Below are 18,040 nucleotides of genomic sequence, written 5' to 3'. Positions count from 1 at the left end.
ACAGATACAGCGGTCCTTCCCCGGCCGGTCGCGGCGCCTCCTCCCAGCGGGAGGGCGCGTCCCTTCGGCCGTTCGCCGTGACGGGAGGTCCGCTGTGAAACGCCTGCCAAATGAATGTTTCATGCTCGCCGCACGCCTTTTCGAAGCTTTGGCAGGTCATCCCCTTACTGGAAGTCGGCGCTGGTGGCCGCCTACTTTCGGGCGGCCGCCGATGTGATACTTCCGGTGCCGGGAAACACACTTCGTTGATGCCTCAGGAGAATTGATGCGCAGAGTGCGAGCTTTACTCGTTTCGGTCTTCCTGGCCGCCGGCCTGGCATTGTCGGTTGGTGTGCTGCCCGCGCAGGCCGCCACACTCAGGAACGTCTACTACTACGACTGGGACTGCCACCGGGTCGGGAACCTCGGCATCCAGGAGGGCTGGTGGACCTCCTACACCTGCACCCCTCAGAACGGCCTCTGGTTCCTCTACGCGTGACGCCTCCCCGGCACGCCCGCCCGCCGGCCGGCTGCCGGGAGCGGAGGACCCCGGACCCGGCGGTCGCTCCGGTGGCCGCCGGACCAGGACGCGACGTCCGATCCGGCGGCCACCGCGCGTCACGGGCGTGCGAGAAGGGTCGCGATCCCCTGCCCCACGCCGACGCACATCGTGGCGATGGCGTGCTCGTGTCCCTCGTCGGCCATGGTCATCGCGGCGCTCAGCGCCAGGCGGGCGCCGCTCATGCCGAGCGGGTGGCCGAGCGCGATCGCGCCGCCGTGCGGGTTGACGTGTTCGGCGTCGTCGGGCAGCCCGAGCCCGCGCAGCACCGCCAGGGACTGGGCGGCGAAGGCCTCGTTGAGCTCGATGGTCCCGACCCGGTCCAGGCCGACACCGGTCCGCTCGGTGAGCCGCCGCACCGCGGGTACCGGGCCGATGCCCATGACCCGCGGCTCCACGCCGACGCTCGTCGTCGCGACGATCCGCGCCAGAGGTTCCAGCCCGTGGCGGGACACCGCCCGCTCCGAGGCCAGGAGCAGGGCGGCGGCGCCGTCGTTGACCCCTGAGGAGTTGCCCGCGGTGACGGAGCCCCCCTCGAAGAGGGGCCGCAGCGCGGCGAGCCGCTCCAGCGAGGTCTCGCGGGGATGCTCGTCGTCGGCGACGATCACGGGGTCGCCCTTGCGCCGGGGCACCGGCACGGGGACGATCTCGCGCCCCAGACGTCCGCTCGCCTGTGCCTTCGCCGCCCGTTCCTGGGAGCGCAGCGCGAAGGCGTCCTGGTCCTCGCGGCTGATGCCGTGGTCGTCGGCGACGTTCTGCGCGGTGCGCGGCATGGCGTCCGTGCCGTACGTCCGCTGCATCTCGGGGTTGACGAAGCGCCAGCCGATCGTCGTGTCGTGGATCTCCGCGGTACGGCCGAAGGCGGTGGCCGCCTTCGGCTGCACGAACGGCGCCCGGCTCATGCTCTCCGTGCCGCCCGCGATGACGAGGTCGGCGTCGCCCGCGACGATGGCGCGGGCTCCATATGCCACGGCGTCTAGGCCGGACCCGCAGAGCCGGTTCACCGTCACCCCCGGCACGGCCACCGGCAGGCCGGCCAGCAGGGCGGCCATCCGGGCGACGTTGCGGTTGTCCTCCCCCGCCTGGTTGGCGCAGCCGAAGACGACCTCGTCGGTCGTCTCCCAGTCGACACCGCCGTACCGGGTGGTCAGCTCGCGGACGACATGGGCCGCGAGGTCGTCGGGGCGTACCTCGGCGAGGGCGCCGGCGTACCTGCCGACAGGGGTGCGGACCCCGGAGACGAGGTAGGCGGCGCGGGTGGCGCTCATCCGCGACCTCCGAAAGACCGCGCCCGGTCCTCCCCCTTGGTGACGAGCGGCGGTACGCCGGTCCCGTGAAGATCGGCCATCGGCTGTTCCTTCCGGATCGATTCCGCGCGACCCGTGCCGGTAGCGCCTGGCCTTGCCAAGATACTCAGGCACTCCGTGATCGATTCACCCGGCCTGTACCTAGCCGCACGGCGCTCCTGGCACGGGACCGCAGCGGCCCTTTGAGGGAAACGCCCCGGTGACGTGGACGGTCCGAGGTACCCGTTCACGGCATCGGGGCGTGCCGGCCTCAGCCGACGTGACAGGAGCGGGGCATCGACCGGGCGGATGTCACGTCGGGCGGTGGAACCCCGCGGGGGCCGCGACGACTGATCCAGGCCGTTCACCGGGCATTCGCCGACGGCGGTGCCCGGCGTCGGCGGCCCGCCGGATATCAGGTGGTGCAGTTCGTGCCGTTGAGGGTGAACGATGCCGGTACACCGGTGTTGCCGGTGTGGCCGGCCTGGAAGCCGAACGAGGTCGAACCACCCGCCGGGATGGCCGCGTTGTAGCTCATGTTCCTCGCGGTCACGGCGCCGCTCGCGGGCGTGATCGTGGCGTTCCACGCCGAGGTGACGGTCTGGCCCGAAGGAAGCGTGAAGCCCAGGGTCCAGCCGTTGATCGCGGAGCTGCCGGTGTTGGTGACGATCACCGAGGCCGTGAGGCCGGTGTTCCACGCGTTGGTGGTGTAGGCGACCCGGCAGGGCGCGGTTCCCGGGGTGGGGGTCGGCGTCGGGGTGGGGGTCGGGGTGGGGGTCGGGGTGGGGGTCGGGTTCGGCGAGGGCGTGCCGTCCAGGCCGAAGAACGAGACGACCATCGCGGCCTGGCCGCCCAGCGGCAGGTTGTGCCCCACCCCCTGGAGGCTGATGGCCTCGACGGCGGACCCGTACCGGGTGCGGGTCCAGGTCGGCTGGGGATTGTCGGTGGAGGTGGGGGTCTGGGAGAGGCCGTGGACGTTGGTCCACTGCTTGATCTCCTCGGTGAAGTTCGGGTAGCGCAGCGTCGTGTCCTCGGTGCCGTGCCAGACCTGCATCCTCGGGCGTGCCCCCGTGTAGCCCGGATAGGCACCGCGGACCAGGTCTCCCCACTGCTGCGGAGTCTTCGTCACCTGCCCGTTGGCGCAGGCGCTGTTCCACGTCGAGCCGTCGGTCGTGGCGAAGCAGCCGAACGGCACACCCATGAACGCCGCCCCGGCCTTGAACACGTCGGGGTAGTCGCCCAGCAGGACGTTGGTCATCATGCCGCCGGAGGAGGCGCCCGTGACGAACACCCGGCCGGTGTCGGCGTTGTAGCGGGACGTCACGTAGTTGACCATCGACACGATGCCGACGGGGTCGCTGTTGCCGTTGCGGGTGAGGGCTCCGGGCGAGTAGACGTCGAAGCAGGAGCCACTGCGGGTGGCCGACGGGTAGATGACGATGAAGCCGTACCGGTCGGCCAGCGACGCGAACTCGGTGCCGGAGTAGAACGCCGGCCCCGACCCGGTGCAGTAGTGCACGGCCACCAGGATCGCGGGACGCGCGGCGACGTTGTTCGGGACGTACAGGTGCATGCGAAGGTTGGTCGGGTTCGTGCCGAAGCCTGTCACCTCGACGAGCGAGGCGGCCCCGGCGGGCGGCGCCGTCATCAGGCCGACGGCGACGAGCAACGCCGCCACGATGCCCAGGAGTCGTTTCATCTGCTCTCCTCTTCTTGAAACCTTCTGAGCATCACAGAAATATTTCAACCATCAAGCGCCACTAAGATCACATCAAGCTGACCTGGAAGTGCGCAATCAGAGGAGTGAAAGTTTCGAAATACTTCACATCGGAATGGCCGTCAGAACGCGGTGGAGCCGCGCCGAGAGCGCGCCAGATAAGCTCACCGATCGCTTCGGACACGACGCCGCTCGTGGAGACCGGGGACTCGTGGTTCAACGGCGCGGGCTTAGAGACCGAGAGGCGGTGGGGGCACATCGGCCGGTCGGTGCCCGCGACCCTGGGCTACGCGCTGGGCGCTCCCGGGCGGAAGCGACAGCCGGCGCACGACGACACCCATCAGCCTGCCCGGCGCCACGTAGCCGGACTGCCGTGAGTCGTACGACCGTTTCGGATTGTCGCCGAGAACGACGAGGTGGCCGGCGGGAACGGTCGGCTCGGGAACGGAACGCAGCGCCGGGCACTCTCGCCGCGGCACGAGGTCGCCGGGAACCGCGATCGCCCGCTTGATCATCCATCGGGGAACATCGACGCGGACGGGATCCTCAGGCGACCCCCGGCCGCCCACCTCGGCTTCCAGCTCCTGCCGCGCGCGGTCAGGTAGCGCGGCGAAGACCACGACCTGGCCGGGCCGCACCGCGTGGACCGGGACCCGTCGGATCAGCACCCGCTCGCCGTCGCCGTAGGTGGGATGCATGCTCAGCCCGTTCACCGTGATCACTACGTAGCGACGGCGCAGCCACAGCAGCGTGGCGGCGGCGAGGAGCAGCGGACCGCACACCGCCACGACGGCGACCGGTCGGGCGCTCATCGCCGCTCCCCGCTGAGATCGGCGGAGTCCACCGGGGCCTCCCGCGCGGCGACGTAGCCGGCCGCCTGCAGGGCGAACATCCGGGCGTAGGCGCCGCCCGCGGCCATCAGTTCCGGGTGGTCGCCCTGTTCGACGATCTCCTCGCCGGAGATGACGACGATGAGATCGGCGTCCCGTACGGCGCCGAGCCGATGGGTGATGAGCACGCTGGTACGACCGGCTCGCACCTGCCGCAGCCTCGTGTGGACGTCGTGCTCGGCCTCGGCGTCCAGTCCGGCGCTGGGCTCGTCCAGAATCATCAGGTCCCGGTCTTCGCGCAGGAAGGCCCTGGCCAGCGCCACCCGCTGCCACTGCCCGCCCGACAACGTGACGCCGACCTGCGGGTCGTCGTCGATGGACGCGCTCGCGAACGTCCGGGTCAGCAGCGTGTCGTAGCCGTGCGGCAGCGCCGCGAGGGTGTGATGGACGCCGGCGTGGCGGGCCGCGCCCTCGATCCGGGAGGTGTCGCCGATCGCGCCCAGATCGCCCATCGCGATGTTGTCCGCGGCGCTGAAGTCGTACGCCATGAAGTCCTGGAAGACCGCGCCGACGCGCTCACGCAACTCGGTGACCGGCACCTCCCGGATGTCCACGCCGTCCCACCGGATCGTGCCCTTCGTCGGGTCGTAGAACCGGCACAGCAACTTGACCAGCGTGCTCTTACCGGCCCCGTTGCGGCCGACCAGCGCCACCGAGCGGCCGCACGGGATGTACAGGTCGATGCCGCGCAGCACCCAGGGGTGCTCGTCGCTGTAGCGGAACCACACGTCGCACAGCTCGATGCCGTGGCGCAGCGGCGGCAGACTCCGCGGTGCCACCGGCTCCGGGAGATCCGGGCAGGCCCCGACGATCGCGACGTAGTGATCGAAGAGCAGCAGTTGCCGATGAGTCATGGCGGTGGTGTGAACCAGGCCGCCCAGCGCGCTCTGCACACCGGCCGTCGCCGCGACGAAGACGGACACGTCGCCGACGGTGAACCCCTGGCGGCCCGCGACCACCAGGATCCAGATCAGCCCGCCACCGGAGATGAGCGCCGACGCCAGAGCCAGGACGCCCTGGGTGGCCAGCTCCCGCCGGTCCATGTCCCGGTGCGCGGCGTCGGCCGCCCGCAGCTGGTCGTTCATCCGGCCGCGCAGGTAGGGGCCGAGGCCGAACAGCCGGATCTCCTTGGCGGCGTCGACCGTCGTGAGCAGGTTGCCGTAGAAGAACCTCCACCGTTCTGCGGGTCCGATCCGCACCATCATCTCGGCCCGCCGCCGGGAGGCCCGGAGCTCGACGATCAGTGCGGGAAACGCGGCCGCCACGACGACCGCCGTGAACACCGGGCTGATCACCGCCAGCGAGCCGACGAATCCGGTGAGGGTGATCGCGTCGCGGCCCAGACCGAACACCGAGTTCACGATCTGCCCGGCCGAGTCGGCGCTCTGCTGCGCGAGCCGCAACCGGTCCAGGAAGGCCGGGTCCTCGAACCTGCCCAGGCCGGCGAACCCCTCCACGGCGGTGAACAGCTCGTCCTGGGCACGCAGTCCGACCCGCCGGTCCACCTCTCCCTGCAGATACCGGCCGAGTTGCGCGCTCACCGCGCCGATCACCCCGACGCAGGCCAGGCCGATCGCGAGACCGACCACGACGCCGACCGGTCCCGGGGAGACCAGGCGGTCGAGAACAATCTTGGTTGACCACGCCGCCACGATCGGGATGACTCCGCCTGCCACGGCGATCGCCGAGAAGCCCAGCATCTGGCCCGGCGCGGAACGCCACACCAGCCGCAGCGCCTTCGTCCCGCTGACCAGCAGTGCCCGTCGGCCAGGCCGGACACCGCCGGCGGCGGCCTGGCCGACGCTCACGGCTGCGCCGCGACCAGGAGCCGGTCCAGGTCGGATGTGACCGCCCGCACCACGCCCTCGGCGTCGACCAGGCAGAACGCCGGGAAGGCATGCACCGTGAAAGCCGTCGCCACAGGGTGCTCCTCGCCCTCCAGCACGACCCGGGCGACCGGTGCCAGCGCCTCGGCCATCTCCTTCGCCTCGACGCCCCCCGACTGTGTTCCCGCCGTTCCCGCCGTTCCCGCCGTTCCCGCCGTTCCCGCCGGCTCCTTGGTCTCGTCGACGACGACCGCGAGGATCCGCTGCCGGTCGAGAGACCGTTCCCGGGCGAGCTCGACGAAGACCGGAACCTTCTCCCGGCACGGCCCGCAGCCGGGGCTGAAGAAGGCCACCACGGTCTCCCCGGCCAGCAGGTCGCGGGAGACCGGCTCGCCGTCAGTGGTCGTCGCGGCGAACTCACCGACCCGCTCCCCGAGCACCGGGAAGGGATCGTTGCTCCGGGAGTCACCCAGGAGTTTTTCCAGGTGCGCCGTGTGCTCCCGGAGCCGCCGGATGACTCCGAAGGTCAGCAGCAGATCCAGCAGGCACAGCATCCCCACCAGGACCACCGCGGCGGTGAGAAACGGCATCGTGTTCCCTTCTCTATGACCCCCGGCGCTCGTTGGCGGGGGTCACGAACAGATCGGCCAGGTCATCGAAGCGGACCACCAGCGCGGCGGCCACCAGCGCGGCGCCGACCGCGATGGCCACGCCTGCGGGGTGAACCCGCTCCCCACGCCCTTCGGCTGTGATCAGTCCGCCGAGTGCGACCACCAGCAACACCCCGTTGCGCACCAGATGCCGGCGAGAGAGCGGTGCCGATGACGGACCGAAACACCGGCATTCCGTACGGACACCGCGGCGCAGGGTCGCCACGATGGCTACGCTGAAGCAGAGGAGCAGGAGAGCCGCCACGCCGAACCCGGCACGGGCGGTCGACGGCAAGGCGACCAGCACGGTGATCGCCACCTCGGCGGCGACGACCATCATCCCTGCGGTCCTGGCTGCGGTGCCGCTCACCTGAGACGCCCGGACCGAGGTGGCGAGCAGCGTCCGCGTCGCCGCCAGGAACTCGCCGAACGCCTTGCGGCTGCGCAACTTACTCAACGCCGACAGCGCGAAGACGGCGATGATCAGGCAGGCGCAGCCGATGGAGAGGTAGTTCACCAAGGTCAGCAGCAGGCGTCCCAGTCGCTGCACCGCAGGCAGGTCCCACCGGACGTGCAGTCGGTGCAGCGGTAACACTTAACGCAGTTCTTGCAGCTGTAGTAATAGTTGTAAGCGCAGTTGCACGTACAGCTTCCGGCGGAAGCCTCCGCCTTGGGGACGAAGCGGGTGAGTAACCGGTCGCTGAGCCTCTCGATGACCGACAGCACAGGTCTCTCCTTCACACCTTCAGGTTGGATTTCGTCGGCAGGCTGGAGGGACTCGACGGGCGGCGGCCGCGAGTCCGATGGGCCGGAATGGCTTTGCGCCATCCTGTCAAGTCACCCGAAATGAAACACTAGGTCCGCAATATGGTTAAGGAGAGTACATATCGGGTTTCTGGACGATGTCACCATATTTTTACCCCTGTGGACTTTCGCGTCAAGAGGTATATTCTGTGACCGGATATTAGATTTTTGCTAGCCAATTCATGCCATTGATTCACTCCGTAATACGCCAGTATCATCCGAAACGCCCCCCGGGGTTTCGGCTACCTCCTGCCCACCGCCTTCGCACTGAACGGAACCGCCTGCACCACCCTCCGAGCCCGCCCCGGAGCCGGATCGGCCTGGAGCGCTTCGTTCGGAAGTGGTCGCGAGCTCACGGCCGGACGCCTTGCGATCCGCCGCCGACACCGGTGACCTCACCGGTCAGAAACGGATCCTTTGTCGCTCGGCGACTCCGCGCGAGGCAGGATCCCGGTCGTCCGAGGGAGCGGCCACGACCGCGACAGCCGTGATCACAAGACCCCTGCCCACCAGCCAGCGACCGGAGAACTCCGTCAACTCGACACCGTCGCTCAGCCTCGGTCCCTCGCCCAGCAGCCGGGCCTGGAAGCCGCCCCAGACCGGATCGAAGGTGATCGACGCCTCCGTGAAGTCGAGGCGTGGTTCCCGCAGCGGGGCCAGTGGGAACCACGCCTTGTAGACGGACTCCTTGGCGCTGAACAGCAGCCGGTCCCACCGCACCGACGGGTCGCGCCGCAACAGGTCCGTCACCCGGCGCAGCTCCTCGTCGACCGTGATGACCTCCAGGATGCCTGAGGGCAGCGGCTTGTTCGGCTCGGCGTCGATCCCCAGGGTCGCGACGTCGCCGGACCGGGCGACGGCGGCGGCACGGTATCCGGCGCAGTGGGTGATGCTGCCGACGACCCCCGAGGGCCAGACCGGTGCGCCCTTCGCTCCCGGCAGCACCGGCACCGGCGGGTATCCCAGATGGCCCAGGGCGTCGCGGGCGCACCAGCGCGCCGTGGTGAACTCGCGGCGGCGCTTCTCCACCGCCCCGCTGATCACTGCCTCCTCGGCGAGGAACAGGGCGCACGGCCGCGAATCGTCGAACGCCTCCGACGAGATGATCCCGCAGGGCAGCAGAGCCTCGATCATGGCGTGAGTTCGGAGGCCGGTACGGCCGGCCGTGCCGGACGGGAGGTTCCACCCCGATTCTCGGCGCAGGCGACCTGCAGGGCACTCACCGGCGCCTTCATGATCTGGCCGGCTTCCGCACGACCCGGAGCGGTGACGGGTTCACGACAGGCCGAGCTCGTTGTCGAGGATCTCGAACATCTCGCTGTCCGTGGCCGAATCGAGGTCGAACTCCGTGCCGCTGGAATCGTGCGACAGCGCCGCCCATTTGGCCTTCAAGATATCCAGCCGCGCCGCGACCTGCTTGTGCACGTCGATGTCGACGGTCATCTCGGTGAAGGCCTTCTCCAGTTTCGCGAGCTCGGCCAGGAGCGCCGCGGACCCCGTCAGCTCGGTCAGGCCGAGCCGGTCGAGCAGGTGGTCCACGAGAGCGAGCGGCGTGGGGTGGTCGAACACCAGGGTGACCGGCAGGCGCAGCCCGGTGGCGCCGTTCAACCGGTTGCGCAGCTCGACGGCGGTGAGCGAGTCGAAGCCCAGCTCCTTGAAGGCGCGGTCCGGTTCGACGGAGTCGGCTCGGGCATGCCCGAGCACGCCCGCCACCTGGGCGCGTACGAGATCCAGGAGCACCTCGGCACGCTCGGCGGCGCCGAGCGTGGTCAGGCCGCGCACCAGGGTCTCCGGTTCTTGTCGCCGCCCGCCCGTGGCCGTACGGCGCCTGGCGGACACCAGGCCCCGCAGCAGCGGCGGAACGTCCTCACCCGCCCGCAGCGCCGGCAGGTCGAGCCGGACCGGCGCCAGCACCGGGCGGTCCACGGCGACGGCCGCGTCGAACAGCCGGAGCCCCTGCCTCACCGACAGCGGACGGATACCCGCGCGTGCCATCCGCCGCCGATCGGTGTCGTCAAGCCCGCCGGTCATGCCACCGGTCATCCCGGTGTCCTGCGCCCAGGGCCCCCAGGCCAGCGACGTCGCGGGCAGCCCGGCGGCCCGCCGGTGGTGGGCCAGGCCGTCGAGGAAGGCGTTGGCCGCGGCGTAGTTGCCCTGTCCCGCGCCCCCGGCCAGGCCGGCCACCGACGAGAAGAGCACGAACGCGGCGAGATCCATGCCCTGGGTGAGCTCGTGCAGATGCCAGGCGGCCCCCGCCTTGGGCAACAGCACGGTGTCCAGCCGCTCAGGCGTCAGGGAGGGAATCGTCGCGTCGTCCAGCACCCCCGCCGCGTGGACGACCGCGGTCAGCGGATGCTCGGCGGGGACGGCGGCCAGCAGGCCGGCGAGCGCGTCCCGGTCGGACACGTCGCACGTGGCGATGGTGACCTCGGCACCGCAGGCGGCCAGCTCGGCCCGCAGCGCGGGGGCGCCCGGCGCCTCCGGCCCCCGGCGGCCCGCCAGCAGCAGATGCCGTACCCCGTGCCCGCTCACCAGATGCCGCGCCACCTCGACGCCGAGACCGCCCGTACCACCGGTGATCAGCACCGTGCCCTCGGGGTCCCACCGCCGTACGGTGTCGCCGTCGTCCTCGCCCGGCGCCACCGGCGCCAGGCGCGCCACGCTCAGCACCCCGTCACGCACCGCGACCTGCGGCTCACCGCAGGCCAGCACGGCCGACAGCAGCGCCTTGGACGGCTCCCCCGGCAGGTCGAGGTCGACGAGCACGAACCTGCCGGGGTCCTCCGCCTGCGCGGCACGGACCAGACCCCACACGGCGGCCCCCGCCAGGTCGATCACGCGGTCGTGGTCCGGGTCGTGGTCTGGGACGGTGACCGCGCCGCGCGTCACCACGATGAGAGGGGTGTCGCCGAACCGGTCCTCCGCGAGCCGGCGCTGCAGGAGGCCCAGAACGCGGGCGGTGGACTCGCGCACCGCGGCGACGACGTCCATGGATCGGGCGGAGTCCGCGGTGCGGAACGAGCCCACGTCCACGACCACGGCACGCGGCGCACCGTCCCGCACCGCGTCCGGTGCCCCCGCCGGCCGGGCGGCGAGCGGGCCGTCCGGCGCGGCGAGGTCCCCGGTCAGCAGCGCCATGTCCAGCACCGTCACGTCCAGCACCGTCACGTCCAGCACCGTCGCGTCCAACTCCGCGACGGAGACCGGCCCCTCGGGCAGAGGTGTCCACTCCAGCTGGAACAGCGCGTCCCGTGGTGCTCGACGGTCACCGGCACTGCCCGGCCCGCCGGGCGGTGCCGGGCGTGACACCAGCGACTCGGCGGTGAGCACGGGCGCTCCCGCCAGGTCCACCGCGGTCACCGACACCGCGTCCGCACCGGTCCTGGTCACGCGCACGCGCAGTATCGTCGCACCGCCGGCGTGCAGGTGCACCCCGCCCCACGCGAACGGCAGGCGTCCCGCCTCAGGCTCGGCCGCCTCCAGGAACGGCACCGCGTGCAAGGCGGCGTCCAGCAGCGCCGGGTGCACGCCGTACGCGTCGGCGTCGCCGACCTGCTCCGGCAGGGCGATCTCCGCGAACACCTCATCGCCGCGCCGCCAGACCGCGCGCAGCCCCTGGAACACCGGCCCGTAGGCGAACCCGCCTTCGGCGAACCGGTCGTAGAGGCCGTCCAGCTCGACGGCGGACGCTCCCCGCGGCGGCCACACCTCGGTGTCGAACGCCCAGGCCCGGCCCGCGGTCGCGCGGCCGCCGCCGGAGAGAACACCGGTCGCATGCCGTACCCATGGCTCGTCATCGGCGGCGTCGGCGGGCCGCGCGTAGACGCCGAGCTCGCGGTGGCCCGACGCGTCGGGCGCGCCCACCGACACCTGTACGGCCATCGCGTCCCGCTCGCCGAGCACGAGCGGGGCGGCCATGGTGAGTTCCTCCACCCGGTCGCACCCGGCCTGGTCTCCGGCCCGGATGGCGAGTTCCAGCAACCCCGCGCCGGGGAAGACCACCGCCCCGCCAACGGCGTGGTCCGCGAGCCACGGGTGCGACCGCAGCGAGAGACGGCCGGTGAGCACGACGCCGTCCGACCCGGCCAGCTCCACCGCCGCTCCCAGCAGCGGGTGCGCCGCCGCGGCGAGCCCGAGATCCCGGACGTCCCCGACCCGCCGCCCGCTCGGCCAGAACCATCGATGCTGGAAGGCGTACGTCGGCAGGTCCACCCGGCGGGCACCGGCGAACGCGGTCCCGAACACGGCCGGCCAGTCCACCGCGACACCGTGCGTGTGCAACCTCGCCACCGCCGTCATGATCGCGGTCTGCTCGTCGTGGTCCCTGCGGAGCGCCGGGACCAGCACCGCGCCCACCTGGGTCGGCCCAGCCGACACGGTGTCCTCGGCCATCGCCGTGAGCACCCCGTCGGGTCCCAGTTCGAGGTACGCGGTGACCCCTTGCCTCTGCAGCGTCCCCACGCCGTCGGCGAACCTGACCGCGCTCCGTACCTGCCGCACCCAGTAGCCCGGCGAGCACAGCTCCTCGGCCGATGCCGGCTCGCCGGTCACGTTCGAGACCACCGGGATCCGCGGCGGCGCGAAGACCAGGCCCTCGGCCACCCGCCGGTACTCCGCCAGCATCGGCTCCATCAGCGGCGAATGGAACGCGTGGCTCACCCTCAGCCGCGTCGTCCTGCGCCCTTCGGCCTCCAGCCGGGCGGCGATCCGGGCGACCGGCCCCTCGGCGCCCGCGATCACCACCGAGGCGGGACCGTTCACCGATGCGACGGAGACCTCGTTCTCGTGCCCGGCGAGAAGCGGCAGCACCTCCTGCTCCGGAGCCTGGACGGCGACCATCGCCCCGCCCGGCGGCAGCGCCTGCATCAGCCGGGCGCGCGCCGCCACCAGCCGGCACGCGTCCTCCAGCGACAGCACGCCGGCCACGTGCGCGGCCGTGATCTCGCCGATCGAATGCCCGGACAGGAAGTCCGGCTCGACGCCCCAGGACTCCACCAGCCGGAACAGCGCCACCTCCAGCGCGAACAGCGCCGGCTGGGTGTAGCCGGTCTGGTCCAGCAGTCCGGTGTCGCCGAACATCACCTCGCGCAGCGGGTGGTCCAGTTCGGGGTCCAGGTGGGCGAGCACGGCGTCGAAAGCCTCGGCGAACGCCGGGAACCGCTCGTACAGCCCGCGGCCCATTCCGGCCCGCTGCGCGCCCTGCCCGGTGAACAGCAGCGCGAGCCTGCCCGGCCGCGTGCCACGTCCGTGGACCACCCCGGGCGCCGAATGCCCGTCCGCCACCGCCGCCAGGCCCGCCGGCAGCTCGTCCCGGTCACCGGCCAGCACCACCGCCCGATGCTCGAACGCCGAGCGGGTCGTCGCCAGCGAGAACCCGATGTCCACGGGGGAGGCGTCCGGATCGTCCTGGATCCGCGACAGCAGGCGTGCCGCCTGGGCCCGCAGCGCGTCACTCGTCTTCCCCGAGAGCAGCAGGGGAACCACACCCGGCACGGCACCCGGCGCCGAACCGGTTGCCGCGTCCACGGTCGGCTGCACCTGTTCGAGGATCACGTGTGCGTTGGTCCCGCTGATGCCGAACGACGACACCCCGGCCCGCCGTGGCCGCCCGATCTGCGACCAGGGGCGGTGCTCGGTGAGCAGCTCCACCGCGCCCTGGTCCCAGTCCACGTGCGACGAGGGCGTGTCCACGTGCAGCGTGCCCGGCAGCACTTCGTGGCGCATCGCCATGACCATCTTGATCACACCGGCGACGCCCGCGGCCGCCTGGGTGTGGCCGATGTTCGACTTGATCGAGCCCAGCAGCAGCGGGCGGTCATCCGGCCGGTCCTGACCGTAGGTGGCCAGCAGCGCCTGCGCCTCGATCGGGTCGCCCAGTCTCGTCCCGGTCCCGTGCCCCTCCACCACGTCCACGTCCGCCGCTGCCAGCCCGGCGCCGGCCAGTGCCTGGCGGATCACCCGCTGCTGCGAGGGACCGTTCGGCGCGGTCAGCCCGTTGGAGGCGCCGTCCTGGTTCACCGCCGACCCGCGCATGACGGCCAGCACCTGGTGGCCGTTGCGCCGCGCGTCGGACAGGCGTTCCAGCACCAGCATCCCGACGCCCTCGGACCAGCCGACACCGTCGGCGGCCTCGGAGAAGGACTTGCACCGGCCGTCGCCGGCCAGCCCGCCCTGCGCGCTGAAGTCGATGAACGCCCCCGGGGTGGCCATCACGGTCACCCCACCGGCCAGCGCCAGCGAGCACTCACCCGAGCGCAGTGCCTGCGCGGCCAGGTGCATCGCCACCAGTGAGGAGGAGCACGCGGTGTCCACGGTCACCGCCGGCCCTTCCAGGCCGAGCGTGTAGGACAGCCTGCCGGACGCGACGCTGCCGGCCGTGCCGGTGCCCATGAAGCTCACCACGTCCGGCGGGAAATCGGCGCTCGTCGCGTAGTCGTGGTACATGACCCCGGCGAACACGCCCGTGTGGCTGCCGCGCAGCGAGACCGGATCGATCCCGGCCCGCTCGACCGCCTCCCAGGACACCTCAAGAAGCAGCCGCTGCTGCGGGTCCATCGCCAGCGCCTCACGGGGCGAGATGCCGAAGAACCCGGGATCGAACTCCCCGGCGTCGTGCAGGAATCCGCCTTCGCGGACGTAGCTGGTGCCCCGGCGCTCGCGGCCGGGATCGTACAGCGACTCCAGATCCCAGCCACGAGAGGCCGGGAACGCCGAGATCGCGTCCGCGCCCTCGGTGACCAGCCGCCACAGGTCCTCGGGGGAGGTCACTCCGCCCGGATACCGGCATGCCATCGACACGATCACCACGGGATCGTCACCGGCCGAGGTGTCCGTCTGCGCGACCGTCCGCGCGGCCACCGAGCCGCCGTGCTCGCCCAGCAACTCCGCCAGCAGGAACTCCGTCAGCGCCGTGACGTTCGGGTAGTCGAACACCAGTGTCGCGGGCAGGCGCAGCCCGGTGGCCGCGGACAGCCTGTTGCGCACCTCGACGGCGGTCAGCGAGTCGAAGCCCATGCTCTGGAAGCTGCTCAGCGGCTCGATCGCGTCGCCGTCCGCGTGGCCCAGCACCAGGGCGATCTGGTCGCGGACCAGCTCCAGCAGGGCGGCCGTCCGCTCACCCGCCCCAAGCGGCGCGACGCGATCGGCGAGCGCGGTCGCCGCTGCGGCCGTCGCCTGCCGGCGGGCCGACGACCGGACCAGCCCCCGGAGCAGGAATGGGACGTCCTGGCCGGTACGGAATGCCGCCAGATCCAGGCGCGCGGGCACCAGGGCCGGTTCGTCGCCCGTGACCGTCACGTCGAACAACGGCAGACCGTGATCCGGAGACAGCGGGAGCATCCCGCGCCTGGCGAGCCTGCCCATGTCGGCCTCGCTCAGGCCGCTGGTCATGCCACCGGCCTGGGCCCACGGGCCCCATCCCAGTGAGAGCCCCGGCAGGCCCTCGGCCCGGCGGCGGCGGGCGAGCGCGTCCAGGAAGGCGTTCGCCGCCGCGTAGTTGGCCTGGCCCGCCGTCCCGAACGTCCCCGCCACCGACGAGAACAGTACGAATGCGGACAGATTCTCGTCTCGGGTCAGCTCGTGCAGATGCCAGGCCGCGTTCACTTTGGACCGGAACACCGTCTCCAGGCTCCGTTCCGTCAACGTGCCGATCAGACCGTCGTCCAGTACGCCCGCGGTATGCACCACCGCGGTCAGCGGGTGCTCGGCGGTCACCCCGGCCAACAGGCCGGCGACGGCGTCGCGATCCGCCAGATCGCACGCCACGACGGTCACGCGGGCACCGAGCCCGGTGAGCTCCGCCACCAGCTCGCCGGCACCCTCCGCCCGGTCACCGCGACGGCTCGCCAGCATCAGGTGTCTGATGCCGTGCGCGGTCACCAGGTGGCGGGCCAGCATGCCGCCCAGGCCGCCGGTGCCGCCGGTGATCAGCACCGTGCCCGCGGGGTCCCAGGCCAGGCCCGGTGGCTCAGCGGGCGGGAAGACCCGGACCAGCCGACCGGCCAGCACGGCACCGTCCCGGATCACCAGCTGCGGCTCGGCGGCGGCCAGGGCCGGCGGCAGCGCGGCGATCGAGGCCGCCGACGCGCCCGTGTGGTCACGGTCGAGGTCGACCAGTACGAACCGGCCTGGGTGCTCCGCCTCGGCGGCACGCACGAGCCCCCACACCGTCGCCGCAGCCGGTTCGTCGCCGTCCACCGCACCCCGGGTGAGGAACGCCAGTCGCGAACCGGCGAACCGCTCATCGGCGAGCCAGCATCGCACCAGGTCCAGCACGGACGACGCCAGACTGTGCGCGGCCGCCGGCATCTCGTCGCCCGGGTCTCCGGCCACCGCTACCAGCACCGTGCGCGGCACGAGAGCACCGCCGTCGTACGCCTCTCCCAGCGACCGCAGGTCGGCACCTGTCCTGATGGGGCCGCCCACGGCGGCGGCGAGGGCTTCGGCGAGACCCCAGTCGTCCGGACCCACTACTGCCAGCGTGTTCGGCGACACCGCGGATACCGGCGGAGTCGGGGCGACCAGCGGGACCCAGTTCAGCCGGAACAGGGAGTCCCTGCCGATCGCCCGCGAGCCGGCGGCCCGCTCGTCCGAGAGGGCTCGCAGGGTCAGCGACCTGACCGAGGCCACCGGACCGCCCGCGCCGGCGATCGCGATCGACATCGCGTCCGGTCCGGCCCAGGACAACCGCACCCGGACCGCCGACGCCCCCGCCGCGTGCAAGGACACGCCCTCCCACGCGAAGGGCACCTTACGCCGGGCCTCCTCGCTCTGGTCGAGGAGCAGGCACAGGTGCAGCACCGCGTCCAGCAGCGCCGGATGCACACCGAACGAACCCGCCTCGGCCGCGTCCTGCTCGGGCAGACCGATTTCGGCGTACATGTCCGAGCCGCATCGCCAGGCCGCGGTCAGACCGCGGAACGCCGGCCCGTAGTCGAAACCGTCCGCCGCCCGTCCCTCGTAGAAGCCTTCCAACGAGATCGGCTCCGCACCGGCCGGTGGCCACACCGTCGTGTCGAACGGCGGTGCGGCATCGGGGGCGGTAAGAGGCTCGTCGACTGCCAGGAGACCGCCCGCGTGTCGCGTCCAGGGACGCTCCTCCTCGCCTTCCGGCCGCGCGTGCACGCTCAGTGGCCGCTGTCCCCTCTCGTCGAGCTCGCCCAGCCGCACCTGTACCTGGACACCGCCCTGTTCGGGCAGCGTCAACGGCGCGGCCAGGGTCAGCTCGTCCACCCGCGCGCAGCCGACCTCGTCACCGGCTCGGATCGCCAGTTCCAGGAACGCCGTCGCCGGTACCACCACCCGGCCCGACACCACGTGATCGGCCAGCCACAGCTGGGAACGCACCGACAACCGGCCGGTGAAGAGCACCTCGTCGCCGCCCGCCAGCTCAACGGCGGCTCCCAGCAAGGGATGGTCCGGCGCGCCGAGCCCGGCGTCGGTCACATCGCCGGCGCGAGCGAGCGAAGGCCTCGGCCAGAAACGCCGGTGCTGGAAGGCGTAGGTGGGCACCTCCACCCGGCGGGCGCCGGGGAACACCGCACACCAGTCCACCGGCACCCCGCGCACGTGCAGGGCGGCCAGCGCCGTCATCACCGTGTTCGGCTCGTCCCGGCCCCCGCGCAGCACGGGCACCAGCAGCACGTCCGGATCCGCCGGCCCTGTCCCGGTGTCGCGCGCCGAACCCGCGGGCGCGTCCGTACCGGCCTCGGCTGTCAGAACGTCCTGCGCCATGGCGGTGAGCACCCCGTCGGGGCCCAGTTCCAGATACGCCCGCACACCCTGGGCGTGCAACGTGCGCACCCCGTCGGCGAACCGGACCGCGCCACGCACCTGCTCCACCCAGTAATCCGGCGAACACAACCGCTCGGCCGTGGCCACCTGCCCGGTCAGGGTCGACACCAGCGGGATCTGCGGCGGGCCGTAGGTCAGGGTGCGGGCCAGGGCCCGGAAGTCCTCCAGCATCGGGTCCATCAACGGCGAATGGAACGCGTGCGACACCCGCAACCGCTTCGTCCTGACCCCCCGTTCCTCCAAAGCGGCGGCGACATCGAGGACCGGCTGCTCGGCACCGGAGATCACCACCGAGGTCGGGCCGTTCACCGCCGCGACCGACACCTGGTCCTCGTGCCCGGCCAGCAGCTCGGCGACCTCCTCCTCGGCTGCCCGCACCGCCACCATCGCCCCACCGGCGGGCAACGCCTGCATCAGCCGCGCCCGGCCCGCGACCAGCGCGCACGCGTCGGCCAGCGACAGCACCCCGGCCACATGCGCCGCGGTGATCTCCCCGATCGAATGCCCCGCCAGCACACCCGGCTCGACACCCCACGA

9 protein-coding genes are annotated in these 18,040 nt (G+C 72.0%); 1 reads left to right on the top strand and 8 read right to left on the bottom strand.

Going from position 1 to position 18,040, the window contains the following annotated elements; genetic code table 11:
• The first annotated feature begins 265 nt into the window (after positions 1–265).
• Positions 266–478: a hypothetical protein gene (locus tag AB0K21_RS42885; RefSeq protein WP_364158646.1), complete on the top strand. Its 213-nt coding sequence runs from the start codon at positions 266–268 to the stop codon at positions 476–478.
• A 119-nt stretch (positions 479–597) separates the two neighbouring features.
• Here the strand turns inward: AB0K21_RS42885 and pcaF are convergent, their stop codons facing one another.
• The 8 genes from pcaF to AB0K21_RS42845 all read right to left on the bottom strand — a co-directional run.
• On the bottom strand, positions 598–1,806 hold the full coding sequence (gene pcaF, locus AB0K21_RS42880; RefSeq protein WP_364158643.1) for a 3-oxoadipyl-CoA thiolase: 1,209 nt from the start codon (positions 1,804–1,806) through the stop codon (positions 598–600).
• Between the two features lie 433 nt (positions 1,807–2,239).
• Positions 2,240–3,523, bottom strand: coding sequence for a PHB depolymerase family esterase (locus tag AB0K21_RS42875; protein WP_364158640.1), 1,284 nt, complete (start codon positions 3,521–3,523; stop codon positions 2,240–2,242).
• 248 nt (positions 3,524–3,771) lie between these two features.
• A complete protein-coding gene (locus AB0K21_RS42870; RefSeq protein ID WP_343982654.1) occupies positions 3,772–4,353 on the bottom strand; it encodes a S26 family signal peptidase in 582 nt (193 codons plus the stop codon).
• Positions 4,350–6,239 (bottom strand): ABC transporter ATP-binding protein, encoded by a 1,890-nt coding sequence (locus AB0K21_RS42865; RefSeq protein ID WP_343982651.1) that lies wholly within the window; start codon positions 6,237–6,239, stop codon positions 4,350–4,352. Before AB0K21_RS42865 ends, AB0K21_RS42870 begins: the two co-directional genes overlap by 4 nt.
• A complete protein-coding gene (locus AB0K21_RS42860) occupies positions 6,236–6,847 on the bottom strand; it encodes a TlpA disulfide reductase family protein (protein WP_364158635.1) in 612 nt (203 codons plus the stop codon). Before AB0K21_RS42860 ends, AB0K21_RS42865 begins: the two co-directional genes overlap by 4 nt.
• Before the next feature lie 13 nt (positions 6,848–6,860).
• Complete coding sequence (locus tag AB0K21_RS42855) at positions 6,861–7,502, bottom strand: MauE/DoxX family redox-associated membrane protein (protein ID WP_364158632.1); 642 nt, start codon at positions 7,500–7,502, stop codon at positions 6,861–6,863.
• Between the two features lie 611 nt (positions 7,503–8,113).
• On the bottom strand, positions 8,114–8,845 hold the full coding sequence (locus AB0K21_RS42850) for a 4'-phosphopantetheinyl transferase superfamily protein (protein WP_343982641.1): 732 nt from the start codon (positions 8,843–8,845) through the stop codon (positions 8,114–8,116).
• A 141-nt stretch (positions 8,846–8,986) separates the two neighbouring features.
• Positions 8,987–18,040: SDR family NAD(P)-dependent oxidoreductase (locus AB0K21_RS42845; protein ID WP_364158627.1), on the bottom strand; the 9,054-nt coding region annotated here is incomplete at its 5' end.

It is taken from the genome of Streptosporangium sp. NPDC049248, assembly GCF_040678965.1.
GTDB classification, from domain to species: domain Bacteria; phylum Actinomycetota; class Actinomycetes; order Streptosporangiales; family Streptosporangiaceae; genus Streptosporangium; species Streptosporangium fukuiense.
Note: the sequence above shows the minus strand (reverse complement) of the source record. Positions and strands in the feature narration are given on the sequence as shown.